The organism is Streptomyces sp. NPDC102360 (assembly GCF_044766085.1).
GTDB lineage: Bacteria > Actinomycetota > Actinomycetes > Streptomycetales > Streptomycetaceae > Streptomyces.
This window is the reverse complement of record NZ_JBIWLG010000001.1, coordinates 90,715-106,406: the sequence shown is the minus strand read 5'-3', so window position 1 is coordinate 106,406 and position 15,692 is coordinate 90,715. Positions and strand designations below refer to the sequence as shown.

The window sequence follows — 15,692 nt, the reverse complement described above, 5'->3', positions numbered from 1 at the left end:
GTACGGGGGGGGGGGGGGGGGGGGGGGGGGGGGGGGGGGGGGGGGGGGGGGGGGGGGGGGGGGGGGGGGGGGGGGGGGGGGGGGGGGGGGGGGGGGGGGGCCCGGGGGGGGGGGGGGGGGCCCCGGGGGCCCCCCCCCGCACCCCGGGTGCCAGGCGTGAGGCCTCACAGGCACCAGGTGCGGAGTTCCTTCTCGATGTCGTCGATCGTCGCCGTGCCCGTCTTCACCAGGCGCGCCAGATCGCGGATCTGCTCGGGCGACGTGACGATCTTCAGCCCGCTGGCGACGAGATACGCGTAGGCGACGGCCGTCGCGTACATCGCGTTCGAGCGCTCCAACGCCGGTACGTGGATGAGAAGTTGGAGCAGCGACGCGGCGCGCGCGTGCGGCGAGTCGTAGACCGGCACGTCGAATATCGCGGCCCGGTGGCGGGCGACGGCACCCACGAGGGCTCCCCAGTCGGTGACCTGCGGATCGCCGGGGGTCTTCTGCTCCGCGACCATCAGCAGCCAGGCGAGGTCGATGGTGAGGTGCGGCGACTGTGACGGCTGCGACGGCTGTGGCGGTTCACTCAACGGGACGGCGCCGGCCTTCCGTGTCCGCGCCGAACTCCTCGGCGAACACCGACTCGTACTGCTTCATGAAGTCCGCGGCGGCGTCGACGAACGTCCGCCCCTGCTCGCCCGCGTCGCGCCGCACCAGCTCCTCGATGTACCGGTTCACGCTCACCCCTTGGGCGAGCGCGCGCTCCCGGGCGGCGCGGGCTGTGCCCTCTTCCACCCTGACGTTCAGCTGCGTCTTGGCCATGCCTCCACGCTAGCGCCGATGTGCTAGCAGCGGCAAGGTACGGACGATCGATCGTCTGTGCCTCTCCACACCTTTGATCTCCGGCTGTACTCTCGCGGGCCGGACGGGAGCCGGACGGGACAGGACATGCGGATGAGCGCGAAGGGGCCCTCATGCCGATGGACAGGCCGGACACACCGAACGCCGCCGCGGCCGCGGGCCGGCAGGCGCACCCCGAGCGCTGGCTGCGCGTCTGGAGCCACCGCGAGGACCTGCTCAGAGTCGCCCGGCGCAGATCCATGACGCCGGAGGACGCCGAGGACGCGGTGCACGAGGCGATGCTGCGCGCGGCGGAGCGGCCGGGCCTGGACGACGAGCGGCTCGGCGGGTGGCTCACGACGGTGACGATGCGGCTGTGCGTCGACCGGCACCGGCAGGTCACCCGGGAGGCCGAGGTGCACCGCAGCCCGACGCTGACGGTGCCGGGCCCCGTGCCCGTCGAGGAGGCCGCGTGCGACCGGGACGAGGCGCGCTGGCTGGCGGCCCGCAGCGCCCAGTTGCCCGAGCGCCAGGCCGAGGCGCTGCGGCTGAAGTCCGAGGGCCTCGACGTGGGCGAGGTCGCCCTGCGGATGCGGCTCGGTTACCGGACCGTCGAGTCGCTGCTCGCGCGGGCCAGGCGCACCTTGCGGACCACTTTGGCCGGGACGCTGGGCCTCGCCGTGTTCCTGTGGGGGCGCGGGAAGCTTCTCGCGAGCAGTCCCGTGCAGGCCGTCGCGGTGTCCTCGGCGACGGCGGGGCTGGTGGTGACGGGGTTCGTCCTGCCGTACGCCGCCGAGCCCTCCGCTCCGCGGACGTCGGCGGAGCCGCGGGCGGTCACGGTGCTCACGGGGTCCGGGCGGGATGCCTCCGGCGGGGGTGAGGTGGGCGCCGAGGTGACCCGAGCCCGGGTGGCACAGGGGGCGGGCCGTCGTGGCCCGGCGCCGGCTGCCCCTGTGCGACCGGGCGTCGTCGGCGGGGCGTCGGCGTCGGAGCGTGCGCCTCTGGCGGTGGCGTTGCCGCGCCTCACCGTTCGGCTGCCGCCGGTGTCGGTTGCGCCCCGGCTCCGTCTCGGTATCACTCCTCCCACGCCACGGGGCTCCGCCCCGGACCCCGCTGCTCAATCGCCGCAGGGGCTTGATTTGCCCACCCGTCGCGCGCAGAGGCTTGAATTGCCCAGTCGTCGCGCGCAGAGGCTTGATGTGCCCACCCGTCGCCCCCAGCCGGAGGCCCGTTCGAAGAAATCCGGTTCCGGTGCGACGGGCGTCCCCCGTCTCCCCGCAGAGCAAGTGTCAGAAGTGCGTCAGCACGGCCGGAGGGGGACCGGATGGGTGCCGAGATCCGTGGGGAAGGACTTGCCAAGTCCTTCGGACGGCACGTGGTCCGGCGAGATGTTTCGCTGACGCCGGCGGCGTGGACGCGCTCTGAAGGCCCGTTGTCAGTGCGAGCGGCTATCCTCGGATCCGATGTCGAGCCTTGCAGCCCGAGGCGCAACTGACTTACGGAGTAAGGGAGTTGGGGTGGGGGGAACGGGTGTGGTCAAGGATGCCGCCGTCGCCGCGCGGGCCAGGGGCCTGACGAAGGCGTACGGCTCGGGCGAGACGCAGGTGCTCGCCCTCGACGCGGTGGACGTGGACATCGCGCGCGGCCGGTTCACGGCGGTGATGGGCCCTTCGGGCTCGGGAAAATCCACGCTGATGCACTGCCTGGCGGGCCTCGACACGGTCTCGGCGGGACAGGTGTGGCTGGGCGATACGGAAATCACGGGCCTGAAGGAGCGCGAACTGACGCAGCTGCGGCGCGACCGCATCGGCTTTATGTTCCAGTCCTTCAACCTGATCCCCACGCTGAACGCGGCGGAGAACATCACGCTGCCGATGGACATCGCGGGCAAGTCGCCGGACCCCAAGTGGCTGGAGCAGGTCATCGACACGCTCGGCCTGCGGGACCGGCTGAAGCACCGCCCCGCCCAGCTGTCCGGTGGGCAGCAACAGCGCGTCGCGTGCGCGCGGGCGCTCGCCGCGCGCCCCGAGCTGATCTTCGCGGACGAGCCGACGGGGAACCTGGACTCGCGGGCCGGGCTCGAAGTGCTCGGATTCCTGCGCCAGTCGGTCGACGAGCTGGGCCAGACCGTGGTCATGGTGACCCACGACCCGGGCGCCGCCGCCCACGCGGACCTGGTCCTCTTCCTCGGCGACGGCCGCCTCGTGGACGAGATGCGGGAGCCGACCGCCGAGGCCGTCCTTGAGCGCCTGAAGCGGTTCGACGTCGCGCGCCAGGTCGTCGCCGAGAAGCCGGGCTCCGGGGCGTAGCCATGCTGAAGGCGACGTTGCGGAGCTTCCTGGCGCACAAGGGGCGCCTCGTCCTGTCCGCACTCGCCGTCGTCCTGTCGGTGGCGTTCGTCGCGGGCAGCCTGATCTTCTCGGACACCGTGTCGCGCACCTTCGACCGGCTCTTCGCGTCGACGTCGGCGGATGTGCGGGTGGCCCCCGAGGAGGGCGACTTCGACGAGTCGGTGCCGTCGGGCACGGTGCGTACGGTGCCCGCCTCACTGGCCGGGCGGATCGACAGGGTCGAGGGCGTGGCCGCCACGCACATCGATGCCGGGGTCGAGAACATCACCGTCGTCGACCGGCACAACAAGTCGGTCGGACCGACCACCGGCGCGCCCACGATCGCCACCAACTGGGAGCCCACGGACCGCAGTCCGGTGCGTCTGACGTCGGGGCACGCGCCACGCGGGCCCCGCCAGGCGCTGCTCGACGCGGACACCGCCGACAAGAAGCACGTCCGCATCGGGGACCCGCTCACCGTCCTCGCCAAGCCCGGCTCGTTCAAGGTCGAGGTCGTGGGCATCGCCACGTTCCGTACGACGAACCCGGGCGCGGCCCTCGTCTTCCTGGACACCGCCACCGCGCAGCGCAGGCTGCTCGGCGGCCCCGGCCGGGCGACGAGCATCGCGGTGGACGCGGCGCCGGGTGTCGCCGACGCGACGCTCAAGCGGCGGATCGGCCAGGAGCTGAGCGGCGCCTACGACGTGAAGACGGCCGACGAGGACGCCAAGTCGGCCGCCGAGGACCTGGGCGGATTCCTCGACGTCATCAAGTACGTGATGCTCGGCTTCGCCGGGATCGCCGTCCTGGTCGGCGTGTTCCTCATCGTCAACACGTTCTCGATGCTGATCGCCCAGCGGACCCGGGAGTTGGGGCTGCTGCGGGCGCTCGGCGCGGACCGCAGGCAGGTGCGGCGCTCCGTGCTTACGGAGGCGTTGCTGCTCGGCCTCGTCGGCTCGGCGACCGGGTTCGCGCTCGGGGTGGGGCTCGCCGTCGGGCTCATCAAGCTGATGGGCGTCTTCGGGATGAACCTCAAGTCCACGGAGATGGTCGTGGGCTGGGGCACGCCCATCGTGTCGTTCGTGGTCGGCGTCGGGGTCACGTTCGTGGCCGCGTATCTGCCGTCGCGGCGCGCGTCCCGCGTCTCCCCGATGGCCGCGCTCGCCGATGCCGAGATCGCGGGTGTGGGGCGGCCGTTGAAGGTGCGGGCGCTGGTGGGCTCGGTGATCGGCGCGGCCGGCGCCGCCGCGCTGATCGGCTGCTGGACGGCGGACGAGACCGGGTCCGCGGCCTCGCTGCTCGGCCTCGGCATCGTCCTCACGCTGCTCGCCACGGTCGTGGCGGGGCCCCTGCTCGTACGGCCCGTGATCCGGGTCCTCGGAGGCACGTTCCCCAGGGTGTTCGGCTCGGTCGGCCGGATGAGCCAGCGCAACGCGCTGCGCAACCCGCGCAGGACGGGCGCGACGGCCGCCGCCCTGATGGTGGGGCTCGCCCTGGTGGCGGGGATGTCGGTGGCGTCCGCCTCCATGAGCAAGTCGTTCGACCAGCAGATCGACGACACGCTGGGCGCCGACTTCACCGTGCAGAACGCCAACTTCATGCCGTTCCCGCAGGAGGTCACGCGCAAGATCCGGGCGACGGACGGGGTGGGCCAGGTCGTGCGCCAGCGGTTCAGCGCGCTCGCGGTGCGCATGCCGGACGGGAAGCGGGTGAAGACGACGGCCGCCGGGTGGGACCGGCGGGTCGACGACGTCGCGCACGTCACGTACGCGCGGGGCAGCAGTGCCACGGGCCTGGCGCCCGGGCATCTGCTGCTGCAGAAGGAGTTCGCCGACGAGCACGGGGCGCGGATCGGGAGTGTCCTGTCCGTGGAGTTCCCCGGCCGGAAGCACACGGAGCTGACCGTGGGCGCGGTGACCGACCAGGAGGCGAACGACTTCGGCATGTCCGGCGGCTTCGCGATGGGCATGGCCACGCTGGAGAGGTTCGCGCCGGGCGGCCAGGACTCGGCGGTGTACGTCAACGCCTCCCCCGGCACCTCGCCCGACGCGCTGCGCGAGCGTCTTGAGAAGACGCTCGACCCGTATCCGCAGGTGCAGGTGCGCGACCTCGCCGACTACAAGGAACTGATCCACGGGCAGATCGCCGTGCTGCTGTATCTGGTGTACGCGCTGCTCGGCCTGGCGATCGTCATCGCGGTCCTCGGCGTGGTCAACACCCTTGCCCTGTCGGTCGTGGAACGCACGCGGGAGATAGGCCTGCTGCGGGCGATCGGGCTCGCGCGACGCCAGTTGCGGCTCATGATCCGCCTGGAGTCGGTGGTGATCGCCGTGTTCGGGGCGGTGCTCGGGCTCGCGCTCGGCCTCATATGGGGCGTGGTCGCCCAGCGGGTGCTCGCCCTGGAGGGCATGAAGGCGCTGGCGATCCCGTGGTCGACGATCGTCGCGGTGGTGGTCGGCTCGGTGATCGTGGGACTCGCGGCGGCGCTGCTGCCGGCGCTGCGGGCCTCGCGGCTGAACGTGTTGGCGGCGATCGCGCACGAGTAGCGGGGCGGACGTAGGGTCGATTCCGCGACCGGTACCGCAGCCGATACGGCGATCGACACGGCAATCGATACGTCAACTGTCCACGTTCCGAGGAGAGTTCATGAGTACGGATGGTTCGGAGGCGGCGCGCCCGTTCCGCTTCGGCGTCAACCTGGTCACCCCCGCGCCGGACGACGCGTGGCGCGCCAAGTGCCGGCGGGCCGAGGAGCTCGGCTACGACGTGATCCTCGTGCCCGACCATCTGGGCGCCCCGTCGCCGTTCCCCTCACTCGTGGCGGCGGCCGACGCGACGAGCCGGCCGAAGGTGGGGACGTTCGTCCTCAACTGCGCGTTCTGGAACCCGGTGCTGCTCGCCCGCGAGATCACCACCACCGTCGCGCTCACCGGCGGCCGCCTCGAACTCGGCCTCGGCACCGGCTACGTACGCGAGGAGTTCGAGCAGGCCGGCCTGGAGTGGGGCACGCCCGGCAGCCGGGTCGGGCATCTGAAGCACACCATCGCCGAGCTGGACCGGCTGCTCGCCGCCCCCGACCAGGGGCCCCGGCCCCCGCTCCTGATCGGCGCGAACGGCGACCGGATGCTGCGGATCACCGCCGAGCACGCCGACATCGCCGCGTTCACCGGGGCCCGCGCGCCCGCGGGGAACGCGGGCGGGCTCGAACCGCTGACCGGTGAGGAGCTGGAGGAGCGGGTCGCCACGTACCGGAAGTTCGCCGCCGACCGCCCGGAGAGCGCCGAACTCAACCTGCTCGTACATCTGGTGGCGGTGACGGACGACCGGACCGCCGCCGTCCGGCCCTTCCGCGAACACCTGCCGCACCTCACCGAGGAGCAGGTGCTCGACTCCCCGCTGCTGCTCGTCGGCACCGTCGAGCAGATCGTCGCGCAACTGCTCGCGCAGCGCGAGCGGTTCGGGTTCTCGTACATCACGGTCCTGGAGCCGTTCATGGAAGCGCTCGCGCCGGTGGTCGAGGAACTGGGAGGCCGCTGATCGAGGAGCGATGGGGACCGCCGGCCGAGGAGCAGTGGGGACCGCCGAGCGTCCGGCATGTGAAATCGGCGGCGTCCGGCGGGCCGCGGTGGTGGGATCGGAGCATGAGCGATCTTCGTATACGTGCCGCAGGACCCGCCGATCTCGACGCCGTGCTCGCGTTCTGGAAGGAGGCCGCGGAGGGCACCAGCATCAGCGACGACCGCGCGGGCGTCGAGCGCCTGGTCGAGCGGGACCCCGGGGCCCTGCTGCTCGCCGAGCGCGACGGGGAGCTCGTGGGCACGGTCATCGCCGGGTTCGACGGCTGGCGCTGCCATCTGTACCGGCTCGCGGTACATCCGCGGGCGCGGCGTCAGGGCATCGGGACCGCGCTGCTCGCGGCGGCGGAGGAGCGCTTCGTCGCGCTCGGCGGGCGCCGCGGGGACGCCATGGTCCTGGACCGGAACGAGCGGGCGCGGCACGCGTGGCAGGCGGCCGGATACGCACCGGAACCGCAGTGGTCGCGCTGGGTCAAGCCGCTCACCGACTGACGGTTCCGGCAGCCGGAAATATTGCTTTGCCGGTCCTTTAACATGGATGAGCCACTCGAACTCCTACGAAAGGTGTGAGCGTCCGCCCATGGGCGAGCCTCCCAGTCCCCGCTTCGTCCCCCCGCGCGGCCCCCACGAGCGCGCATCCGTCCCGGCCCTGGCCGACCATGGGACGGAGGTGACGTCCCGATGACCGAAGTACTGCTGCTCGCGGTCGCAGTCCTGCTCTCGCTGGCCTGCGGCGCGTTCGTCGCGGCGGAGTTCTCGCTCACGACCGTCGAGCGCGCGGACCTCGAAGAGGCCGTCGAGCGCGGTGAGCGCGGCGCGGCCGGCGCCCTGCGGGCCGTCAAGAACCTCACCTTCCAGCTCTCCGGCGCCCAGCTCGGCATCACCGTCACCAACCTGGTCGTCGGCATGCTCGCCGAGCCCTCCATCTCCAAGCTCCTGTCGGGGCCACTGGAGTCCCTCGGCCTGTCCGAGGGGGCCTCCACCTCCGTCGCCCTGGTGCTCGGCACCGCTCTGTCGACGGTGTTCCTGATGGTCGTCGGCGAGCTGGTGCCGAAGAACTGGGCGATCTCGTCCCCGCTGGCCGTGGCGAAGAAGGTGGCGACGCCGCAGCGCTGGTTCAGCGCGGCGTTCCGCCCGTTCATCACGCACCTCAACAACACCGCGAACCGGCTCGTGCGCCGCTTCGGCATCGAGCCGACCGAGGAGCTGGCCTCCGCGCGCGGCCCGCAGGAGCTGATGGCGCTCGCCCGGCACTCGGCGAAGGAGGGCGCCCTGGAGGCGGACACCGCCGAGCTGTTCGTACGCACCCTGAACCTCGCCGACCTGACCGCCGAGAACGTGATGACGCCGCGCGTCCAGGTCATGGCCCTCGACCTGCAGGCCACCTGCGAGGACGTGGCGAACGCGACGCGGGCCACCGGCCTGTCCCGCTTCCCCGTCTACCGCGGCAGCCTCGACTCGGTCGTCGGCGTCGTGCACATCAAGGACGTGCTCGCCGTGCCCGACGAGCAGCGGTCCCGCAAGGGCGTCGCCGATCTGCTGCGCGAGCCGCTGCTCGTGCCGGAGACGCTGACCGTCGACCGGTTGCTCGACCGGCTCTCCGGCAAGCGGACGATGGCCGTCGTCATCGACGAGTACGGCGGCACGGCCGGTGTCGCCACCCTGGAGGACATCGTCGAGGAGGTCGTCGGCGAGGTCCGCGACGAGCACGATCCGCACGAGACCTCCGACATCGCGGCCGCGGGCACCGACCCGGAGGGCCGGGCGCTGTACTCCGCCGACGGCGCCGCCCGCACCGACCAGCTCGCCCGGGTCGGGCTGCGCGCACCGGACGGACCGTACGAGACGCTGGCCGGGCTCGTCGCGACGGAGCTGGGCCGGATCCCGGACATCGGCGACAGCGTCGAGGTCACCGGGTGGCGGCTCGACGTCGTGGACGCGCACGGGCACCGCGCGGCCCGCGTACTGCTGCACGCGCCGCTGGTCCCGGACACCGAGGAAGGCGGGACGGCGGACGAGACGAAGGCCGGCCGGGTGACCGCGAGGTCCAGGGCGGCGAACAGGTCCGCCAAGGCCGACAAGGCGGCCAAGGCCGATCAGGCCTCTCAGGAGAAGGGGGCGGCCCGATGACCGCGATCCAATTGCTCATCGGCCTGGCGACACTCTTCGTCAACGCCTTCTTCGTGGGCGGCGAATTCGCGCTGATCTCGGTGCGCCGCAGCCAGATCGAGCCGTACGCCGAGGAGGGCGACCGGCGTGCGCGCAGCGTCATGTGGGGCCTTCAGCACGTGTCGGCGCTGCTCGCCGCGGCGCAGCTCGGCATCACGCTGTGCACGCTGGTGCTCGGCATCGTGGCCGAGCCGGCCATCGCGCATCTGCTTGAGCCCGCGTTCGACGCGGTCGGCGTGCCGCACGGCCTGGTCCACCCGATCTCGTTCGTGATCGCGCTGACCGTGGCGACGTATCTGCACATGCTGCTCGGCGAGATGGTGCCGAAGAACATCGCGCTCGCCGAGCCGGTGCGCTCGGCGCTGCTGCTCGGCCCGCCCCTGGTCGCCGTCGCGCGCGCCCTGCGCCCGGTGATCTTCGCGATCAACGCCTTCGCGAACGGGCTGCTCAAGCTGCTCCGTGTGGAGGCGAAGGACGAGGTCACGGCGACGTTCTCGGACGACGAGCTGGCCCGCATGGTCAAGGACTCCTCCGAGGCGGGGCTGATCGACGACCGCGCGCAGGAGCGCCTGCACGATGCGCTGGAACTGGGCCGCCGGCCCATCAAGGACGTCGTCCTGCCGATCGAAAAGGTCGTCTACGCGCGCGTGGGCGTCACGCCCGAGGGGCTGGAGCGGCTCTCCGCCGAGTCCGGTTTCTCGCGCTTCCCCGTGGTGGACGAGGGCCGGCGGATCGTCGGCTACCTCCACGTGAAGGACGCCCTGGACGCGATGCCGCGCGATCTGCCGTTCCGGGTGCCGGACATGCGGTCCATCGCGCGCGTGCGGGAGACGACGCCGCTGGACGACGTGCTGACCGCGATGCGCAGCAGCCGTACGCACGTCGCGGCGGTGCTCGGCGCGGACGGCCGGCTCGCCGGTCTGGTGACCATGGAGGACGTGCTCCGGGAGCTGTTCGGCCAGCCGGTGTGAGCCCGCGGGCCGTCAGGTGCGGGTGACGGGCGGCTCGGGCGTGGCGTGCGGGGCGGGCGCGGCGGGGTGCTGCGCCGGAGTTTCCAGCACACCCGGCCCGTGCGGCCCGATCCCCGCGGTGCCGAGCGCCGTGAGGACCGCGAGCAGCGCGGCGAGGCCCGCGGTGCCGAGCGCCGCGGGCCAGTCGACGTCCAGCAGGTTCGTCGCGCCGGCGACCAGCACCGCCGCGAGTGCCTGCGCGAAGGTCCGGATCGCGCGCTCGGCGGTGGCCTTCCAGAATCCGATGCTCCACATGACGCACTCCCCCGTTCGCGGTGCCCGTTCGTGGGCCCGCTCCTGGCATACCGCCGTCGGACCCGGCTGCCCAGCCCCGCGGCGCCCACCACTTCGTTGCCTCGGGATACGATCTACCCAGCCATGCACACGAACACGAACCCTCAGCACACCAGCCTCGTCGCGGTCGGCGATTCCTTCACCGAAGGCATGTCGGACCTGCTGCCGGACGGTTCCTACCGGGGATGGGCCGATCTCCTGGCCGCCCGGATGGCCGCGCACACCCCGGACTTCCGCTATGCGAACCTCGCCGTACGCGGCAAGCTCATCGGCCAGATCGTCGACGAGCAGATCGACGTCGCCGCGGCCATGAAGGCCGATGTGGTGACCCTGGTCGGCGGCCTCAATGACACCCTGCGCCCCAAGTGCGACATGGTCCGCGTCCGCGACCTGCTCACGCGGGCCGTGGAGACGCTGGCCCCGTCCTGCGAGCAGCTCGTCCTGATGCGCAGCCCCGGCCGCAACGGCCCGGTGATGGAGCGCTTCCGGCCGCGCATGGAGGAGCTGTTCACCTGCATCGACGACCTGGCGGCGAAGCACGGCGCCCTCGTCGTCGACCTGTACGGTGCGCCGGTCCTCGGCGACCAGCGCCTGTGGGACGTGGACCGGCTGCACCTCACGGCGGAGGGCCACCGCCGGGTCGCCGAGGCGGTCTGGCAGGGCCTCGGCTACGACGCGGAGTCCGACTGGCGCGCCGCCCTGCCGTCCACGCTCCCGCCGAACTGGCTGTCCCGCCGGGCGGCCGACGCCCGCTTCGCGAAGCAGCACCTGGTGCCGTGGATCGGACGTCGCCTCACGGGCCGCTCCTCGGGTGACGGCCTCGCACCCAAGCGCGCGGACCTCGCACCGTACGAGTCCGATCCCCTGTCCTGACCCCGGCCGGCCGCCCGTCAGGCCTGAACCGTCTTCAGGAGTGCCGCGAGCCCGTCGGCGTAGATGCCGTGGAAGAGGTCCTCGGCCTCGGCGTCGCTCACACCGACCGGGGTGAACGCGCCGGACCACTCGACGCGGGAGGTGTCGGGGCTGCCGGGGACGGCGTGCACCGTGAGGGTCGAGAGGTAGCCGGTGACCGGGAACGGGGCCTGCTCGATGGCGTAGCCGTAGTGGCGTTCGGCCTCGTTGAACTCGACGAGGCGCTCGACGATGACGCCGCCGTCCGCGTTCGTCAGGCGGCGCACGCGGCCGCCCTCACCGAGTTCGCTCTTCGGGATGTACGGGAGCCAGTCCGGCAGCGAGCCGAAGCCGCCGATGAGCTGCCAGACGTGGTCGGGGCTCCGCGGGATGTCGAGGGATGCGGTGGTGGAAGCCACGACGACCCCCTCCTTTACGTTCGAACTGGTACGTACAACTGGTGGGGGTTCAGGCGTTGTTGGGGAGCGGCGCGGCCGGGCTGACGAGGCTCTCGGCGCGCAGGTCGGTCCAGAACGCGGCCGGGATCTCCTCGGCGAGGGCGGCGGTGTCCTCGGCGATGCGGCTCGGGCGGGTGGCGCCGGGGATCACGGCGGCGGAGGCCGGGTGGGCCAGGGAGAATTGGAGCGCGGCGGACTTGATGCCGATGCCGTGCTTCTCGGTGAGCGCCTTCAGCCGGGCGACGCGGTCGATGATCTCCTGCGGCGCCTCCTGGTACTCGAAGTGGGTGCCGCCGGCGAGGATGCCGGAGCTGTAGGGGCCGCCGGCGACCAGGTCGACGCCCTGCTCCTGAGCCATGGGCAGCACGCGCGTGAGGGCGTGGTCGTGGTCGAGGAGCGTGTAGCGGCCGGCGAGGAGGAAGCCGTCGGGCCGCGGCTCGTCGAGGGCGAGGGTCAGCTCGATGGGCTCGGTCTTGTTGACGCCGAGGCCCCAGGCCTTGATGACGCCCTCGTCCCGCAGCCGCGACAGGACGCGGAAGGCTCCGGTGCGGGCCTCCTCGAACTTCTGGATCCACTGGTCGCCGTGGAAGTCCTGGGCGATGTCGTGGACCCAGACGATGTCGAGGCGGTCGGTGCCGAGGCGCTTGAGGCTGCCTTCGATGGAGCGCTCGGTGGCGTCGGCGGTCCACTCGTGGAGGATCTTGTTCGGGTTGCCGTGCTCGAACAGGCCGCCCTTCTCGCCGAAGTCGGGGACGTCGCTCTCGTGCTCGTCGAGGATGACGCGGCCGACCTTGGTCGACAGGACGTAGGAGTCGCGCGGCTTGCCGGACAGGACCTCGCCCAGGCGCTCCTCGGCCAGCCCCGCGCCGTAGAAGGGGGCGGTGTCGAAGTAGCGGATGCCGTGGTCCCAGGCCGCCTCGACGGTGGCGCGGGCCTCGTCGTCGGGGATCGCGCGGAACATGTTGCCGAGGGGTGCGGTGCCGAAACCGAGCCGGCCGGGGAGGAGGGACTTGATGCCCATGGAGTTCGTTCGTTCCTTGCCTTGGTGCTGTACGCGGCTCTGCGGAGGCCCCTCCGGATTTCTCCTGCTTCCTTCGGGTTTCTCCTGCTCCGCGCCTCTTACTCCTCCGAGGTTAGGATCGACGGGTAAGACTGTCCAAGACTTGCTTGGACACACTTGAGTCCCCCGAGGTCCAACATGCTTGACCTGCGACAACTTCGCTATTTCGTGGCCGTGGCCGAGGAGGAGCACGTCGGCCGGGCCGCCGAGCGGCTGCACATCTCGCAGTCGCCGCTGAGCCGGCAGATCGCGCAGCTGGAGAAGAACCTGGGCCTGACCCTGTTCGAGCGCAGCCAGCAGCGCATCCGGCTCACCTCCGACGGCCGCGTCTTCCTCACCGAGGCGACGGCGCTGCTGCGGCACGCCGCCCGCCTGGAGAACCTCGGCCGCCGCCTGGGCCGCGGCGAGGAGGGCGGCCTGTGCGTCGGGTACGTGGGCGACGCCATGCACACCGGCCTGCTGCCCAGGGCCCTGCGCTCGCTCAACGAGGAGCGCCCCGGCATCCACGTCGCCCTCTACGACATGACCGCGCACGAGCAGTTCGAGGGCCTGCGCCAGCGCAGCCTCGACCTCGCCCTGGTCCGGGAGGCGCCGCCCGAGGACGATCCGGACCTGCGCAGCACGCTCCTCCTGGAGGACCCGCTGCTCCTGGCCGTCCCCAGCACCCACCCGCTGGCGGACGCGGACGAGGTGCGCCCCGAGGACCTCGACGGCCTGCCGTGGATCGCCGTGGAGGACGCGCAGGACCACGTCTGGCGCGACGACTTCGTCGCGGCCTGCGCCGCCGCCGGCTTCACCCCGGACATCCGCTTCGAGGCCCCCGACCCGCTCACGGCGGTGGGCCTGGTGGCGTCGGGGCTCGGTGCGGCGTTCATCCAGCGGAGCATGGTGCGCGAACGCGGCACCGAGGGTGTCACCGTGCGCGAACTCCACTGGTTCGCCCGGTCCGTTCGCCTGTGGGCCGTCTGGCACCAGGTCGACCTGCGCCCGGTCGTCGCGTCGTTCCGTGCGACGGTCCTGGCCACCGGGGCGTGACCTGTACGTTCCTACATTCGGACGACGGTTCGGAGCCTGTAGGGACGCCCGGTAAACTCCGTACACGTGACTGCGCCTGCAAAGCCCCGTATCCCGAATGTTCTCGCCGGCCGCTATGCCTCCGTCGAGCTCGCCACTCTCTGGTCCCCCGAGGAGAAGGTGAAGCTGGAGCGACAGCTCTGGCTCGCCGTGCTGAAGGCCCAGAAGGATCTCGGGATCGATGTCCCGGACGCCGCCATCGCCGACTACGAGCGCGTGCTCGACCAGGTCGACCTGGCCTCCATCGCCGAGCGCGAGAAGGTCACGCGGCACGACGTGAAGGCCCGCATCGAGGAGTTCAACGCGCTCGCCGGGCACGAGCAGGTCCACAAGGGCATGACGTCGCGCGACCTGACGGAGAACGTCGAGCAGTTGCAGGTCCGGCTCTCGCTCGAGCTGGTCCGCGACCGTGCCGTCGCCGTCCTCGCCCGCCTCGGCAAGCTGTCCGGCGAGTACGGCGAGCTGGTCATGGCCGGCCGCTCGCACAACGTCGCCGCACAGGCCACCACCCTCGGCAAGCGCTTCGCGACCGCCACCGACGAGCTGCTCGTCGCGTACGGCCGGGTCGAGGAGCTGCTGAACCGCTACCCGCTGCGCGGCATCAAGGGCCCGGTCGGCACCGCCCAGGACATGCTCGACCTGCTCGGCGGCGACGCCGACAAGCTGGCCGACCTGGAGCAGCGGATCGCCCAGCACCTGGGCTTCTCACAGGCCTTCACCTCCGTCGGCCAGGTCTACCCGCGCTCGCTCGACTACGAGGTCGTGACCGCGCTGGTGCAGTTGGCCGCCGCCCCCTCGTCCACGGCGAAGACGATCCGGCTGATGGCCGGGCACGAGCTGGTCACCGAGGGCTTCAAGCCGGGCCAGGTCGGCTCCTCCGCGATGCCGCACAAGATGAACACCCGCTCCTGCGAGCGCGTCAACGGCCTCATGGTCATCCTGCGCGGCTACGCGTCGATGACCGGCGAGCTGGCGGGCGACCAGTGGAACGAGGGCGATGTCTCGTGCTCGGTGGTGCGCCGCGTGGCACTGCCGGACGCGTTCTTCGCGCTCGACGGTCTCCTGGAGACGTTCCTGACGGTGCTCGACGAGTTCGGGGCCTTCCCGGCCGTCGTCGCCCGTGAGCTGGACCGCTACCTGCCGTTCCTCGCCACCACGAAGGTGCTCATGGCCTCGGTGCGCGCGGGCGTCGGCCGCGAGGAGGCCCACGAAGCCATCAAGGAGAACGCCGTCGCCTCCGCCCTCGCGATGCGCGAGCAGGGCGCCGAGCGCAACGAGCTGCTCGACAAGCTGGCCGCCGACTCCCGGATCCCGCTGGACCGCGCGCAGCTCGACGAGCTGATGGCGGACAAGCTGTCGTTCACGGGCGCCGCCGCCGGTCAGGTCGCGCAGATCGTGGCCCGCGTCGAGGAGATCGCGAAGCAGCACCCGGAGGCCGCCGGGTACACGCCGGGAGCGATCCTCTGACCCGCCTTGCTCAAGCGGACCTGGAGGCCGCTCGTGACCGTCTCGTTCCGGACGTCGTCGCGAGCGGCCTTCGGGTTCTGTTCTGCGGTATCAATCCCGGCCTCATGACGGCCGCGACCGGCCACCACTTCGCCCGCCCCGGCAACCGCTTCTGGCCGGTCCTTCACCTGTCCGGCTTCACGCCCCGGCAGCTGAAGCCGTCCGAGCAGCGGGAGCTCCTCTCGTACGGGCTCGGGATCACGAACGTCGTCGCGCGGGCCACTGCGCGGGCGGACGAGCTGAGCACGGAGGAGTACCGGGAGGGCGGCCGGCTGCTGGAGGAGAAGGTGGCGCTCCTGCGGCCCGCGTGGCTCGCCGTGGTGGGCGTGACCGCGTACCGCTCGGCCTTCGGCGAGCCCAAGGCGCACATCGGCCCGCAGGAGCGGACGATCGGCGGGGCCCGGGTGTGGGCCCTGCCGAACCCCAGCGGCCTCAACGCCCATTGGACGGCGGCGACGATGGCCGCGGAGTACGCACGCCTCCGCGAAGCCGCCTCGTAG

16 protein-coding genes are annotated in these 15,692 nt (G+C 72.0%); 11 read left to right on the top strand and 5 right to left on the bottom strand.

The features are described from left to right. Positions 1–164: 164 nt before the first annotated feature. Positions 165–503: a fic family toxin-antitoxin system, toxin component gene (locus ACIRHA_RS00500; protein WP_389274051.1), complete on the bottom strand. Its 339-nt coding sequence runs from the start codon at positions 501–503 to the stop codon at positions 165–167. 64 nt (positions 504–567) lie between these two features. Next, a complete protein-coding gene (locus ACIRHA_RS00495; protein WP_327664513.1) occupies positions 568–807 on the bottom strand; it encodes a toxin-antitoxin system HicB family antitoxin in 240 nt (79 codons plus the stop codon). 152 nt (positions 808–959) lie between these two features. Here ACIRHA_RS00495 and ACIRHA_RS00490 point away from each other — a divergent pair, with 152 nt between their 5' ends. From ACIRHA_RS00490 to ACIRHA_RS00460, 7 genes are all read left to right on the top strand, one after another. Continuing rightward, on the top strand, positions 960–2,225 hold the full coding sequence (locus ACIRHA_RS00490) for a sigma-70 family RNA polymerase sigma factor (RefSeq protein WP_403838262.1): 1,266 nt from the start codon (positions 960–962) through the stop codon (positions 2,223–2,225). A 117-nt stretch (positions 2,226–2,342) separates the two neighbouring features. Then, positions 2,343–3,134: an ABC transporter ATP-binding protein gene (locus tag ACIRHA_RS00485; RefSeq protein WP_403838260.1), complete on the top strand. Its 792-nt coding sequence runs from the start codon at positions 2,343–2,345 to the stop codon at positions 3,132–3,134. A gap of 2 nt (positions 3,135–3,136) precedes the next feature. Beyond that, positions 3,137–5,701, top strand: coding sequence for an ABC transporter permease (locus ACIRHA_RS00480; RefSeq protein WP_403838258.1), 2,565 nt, complete (start codon positions 3,137–3,139; stop codon positions 5,699–5,701). Positions 5,702–5,801: 100 nt separating this feature from the next. Further along, positions 5,802–6,692, top strand: a complete 891-nt coding sequence (locus ACIRHA_RS00475) for an LLM class F420-dependent oxidoreductase (RefSeq protein ID WP_403838256.1) — start codon at positions 5,802–5,804, stop codon at positions 6,690–6,692. 104 nt (positions 6,693–6,796) lie between these two features. Continuing rightward, a complete protein-coding gene (locus ACIRHA_RS00470) occupies positions 6,797–7,222 on the top strand; it encodes a GNAT family N-acetyltransferase (protein ID WP_403838254.1) in 426 nt (141 codons plus the stop codon). A gap of 189 nt (positions 7,223–7,411) precedes the next feature. Then, entirely contained in the window at positions 7,412–8,860 is a 1,449-nt protein-coding gene (locus tag ACIRHA_RS00465) for a hemolysin family protein (protein WP_403838252.1), read from the top strand. After that, positions 8,857–9,870 (top strand): hemolysin family protein, encoded by a 1,014-nt coding sequence (locus ACIRHA_RS00460; protein WP_403838250.1) that lies wholly within the window; start codon positions 8,857–8,859, stop codon positions 9,868–9,870. The genes ACIRHA_RS00465 and ACIRHA_RS00460 overlap by 4 nt, the downstream gene beginning before the upstream one ends. Positions 9,871–9,882: 12 nt before the next feature. Here ACIRHA_RS00460 and ACIRHA_RS00455 read toward each other — a convergent pair whose 3' ends face one another. Next, a complete protein-coding gene (locus tag ACIRHA_RS00455) occupies positions 9,883–10,164 on the bottom strand; it encodes a holin (protein ID WP_403838248.1) in 282 nt (93 codons plus the stop codon). Positions 10,165–10,287: 123 nt separating this feature from the next. Between ACIRHA_RS00455 and ACIRHA_RS00450 the strand changes: the two genes are divergently transcribed. Beyond that, positions 10,288–11,076, top strand: coding sequence for an SGNH/GDSL hydrolase family protein (locus ACIRHA_RS00450; RefSeq protein ID WP_403838246.1), 789 nt, complete (start codon positions 10,288–10,290; stop codon positions 11,074–11,076). Between the two features lie 17 nt (positions 11,077–11,093). On the opposite strand, the gene ACIRHA_RS00445 is transcribed toward ACIRHA_RS00450, so the two are convergent. Beyond that, the gene (locus ACIRHA_RS00445; RefSeq protein WP_403838244.1) at positions 11,094–11,513 is read right to left on the bottom strand and encodes an SRPBCC family protein; all 420 of its coding nucleotides are present in this window, start codon (positions 11,511–11,513) and stop codon (positions 11,094–11,096) included. A 49-nt stretch (positions 11,514–11,562) separates the two neighbouring features. Continuing rightward, complete coding sequence (locus ACIRHA_RS00440) at positions 11,563–12,573, bottom strand: aldo/keto reductase (protein WP_403838242.1); 1,011 nt, start codon at positions 12,571–12,573, stop codon at positions 11,563–11,565. Between the two features lie 177 nt (positions 12,574–12,750). On the opposite strand from ACIRHA_RS00440, the gene ACIRHA_RS00435 reads away from it, so the two are divergent. The 3 genes from ACIRHA_RS00435 to mug all read left to right on the top strand — a co-directional run bounded on the left by ACIRHA_RS00435 (position 12,751) and on the right by mug (position 15,692). Then, positions 12,751–13,647: a LysR substrate-binding domain-containing protein gene (locus ACIRHA_RS00435; RefSeq protein WP_403838240.1), complete on the top strand. Its 897-nt coding sequence runs from the start codon at positions 12,751–12,753 to the stop codon at positions 13,645–13,647. Positions 13,648–13,713: 66 nt separating this feature from the next. Then, positions 13,714–15,153 carry an adenylosuccinate lyase gene (gene purB, locus ACIRHA_RS00430; protein WP_403838238.1) on the top strand — a complete coding sequence of 480 codons (1,440 nt, stop codon included), beginning with the start codon at positions 13,714–13,716 and terminating at the stop codon, positions 15,151–15,153. After that, positions 15,150–15,692 (top strand): G/U mismatch-specific DNA glycosylase, encoded by a 543-nt coding sequence (gene mug / locus ACIRHA_RS00425; RefSeq protein WP_403842031.1) that lies wholly within the window; start codon positions 15,150–15,152, stop codon positions 15,690–15,692. The genes purB and mug overlap by 4 nt, the downstream gene beginning before the upstream one ends.

What these genes read in the sequence shown, in the direction of transcription:
- ACIRHA_RS00450 (WP_403838246.1), top strand. Translation starts at nt 10,288, where the DNA reads ATGCACACGAACACGAACCCTCAGCACACCAGCCTCGTCGCGGTCGGC.
- ACIRHA_RS00460 (WP_403838250.1), top strand. Translation starts at nt 8,857, where the DNA reads ATGACCGCGATCCAATTGCTCATCGGCCTGGCGACACTCTTCGTCAAC.
- ACIRHA_RS00435 (WP_403838240.1), top strand. Translation starts at nt 12,751, where the DNA reads ATGCTTGACCTGCGACAACTTCGCTATTTCGTGGCCGTGGCCGAGGAG.
- ACIRHA_RS00470 (WP_403838254.1), top strand. Translation starts at nt 6,797, where the DNA reads ATGAGCGATCTTCGTATACGTGCCGCAGGACCCGCCGATCTCGACGCC.
- ACIRHA_RS00475 (WP_403838256.1), top strand. Translation starts at nt 5,802, where the DNA reads ATGAGTACGGATGGTTCGGAGGCGGCGCGCCCGTTCCGCTTCGGCGTC.
- ACIRHA_RS00490 (WP_403838262.1), top strand. Translation starts at nt 960, where the DNA reads ATGCCGATGGACAGGCCGGACACACCGAACGCCGCCGCGGCCGCGGGC.
- ACIRHA_RS00455 (WP_403838248.1), bottom strand. Translation starts at nt 10,164, where the DNA reads ATGTGGAGCATCGGATTCTGGAAGGCCACCGCCGAGCGCGCGATCCGG.
- ACIRHA_RS00465 (WP_403838252.1), top strand. Translation starts at nt 7,412, where the DNA reads ATGACCGAAGTACTGCTGCTCGCGGTCGCAGTCCTGCTCTCGCTGGCC.
- ACIRHA_RS00500 (WP_389274051.1), bottom strand. Translation starts at nt 503, where the DNA reads ATGGTCGCGGAGCAGAAGACCCCCGGCGATCCGCAGGTCACCGACTGG.
- ACIRHA_RS00480 (WP_403838258.1), top strand. Translation starts at nt 3,137, where the DNA reads ATGCTGAAGGCGACGTTGCGGAGCTTCCTGGCGCACAAGGGGCGCCTC.
- ACIRHA_RS00440 (WP_403838242.1), bottom strand. Translation starts at nt 12,573, where the DNA reads ATGGGCATCAAGTCCCTCCTCCCCGGCCGGCTCGGTTTCGGCACCGCA.
- ACIRHA_RS00495 (WP_327664513.1), bottom strand. Translation starts at nt 807, where the DNA reads ATGGCCAAGACGCAGCTGAACGTCAGGGTGGAAGAGGGCACAGCCCGC.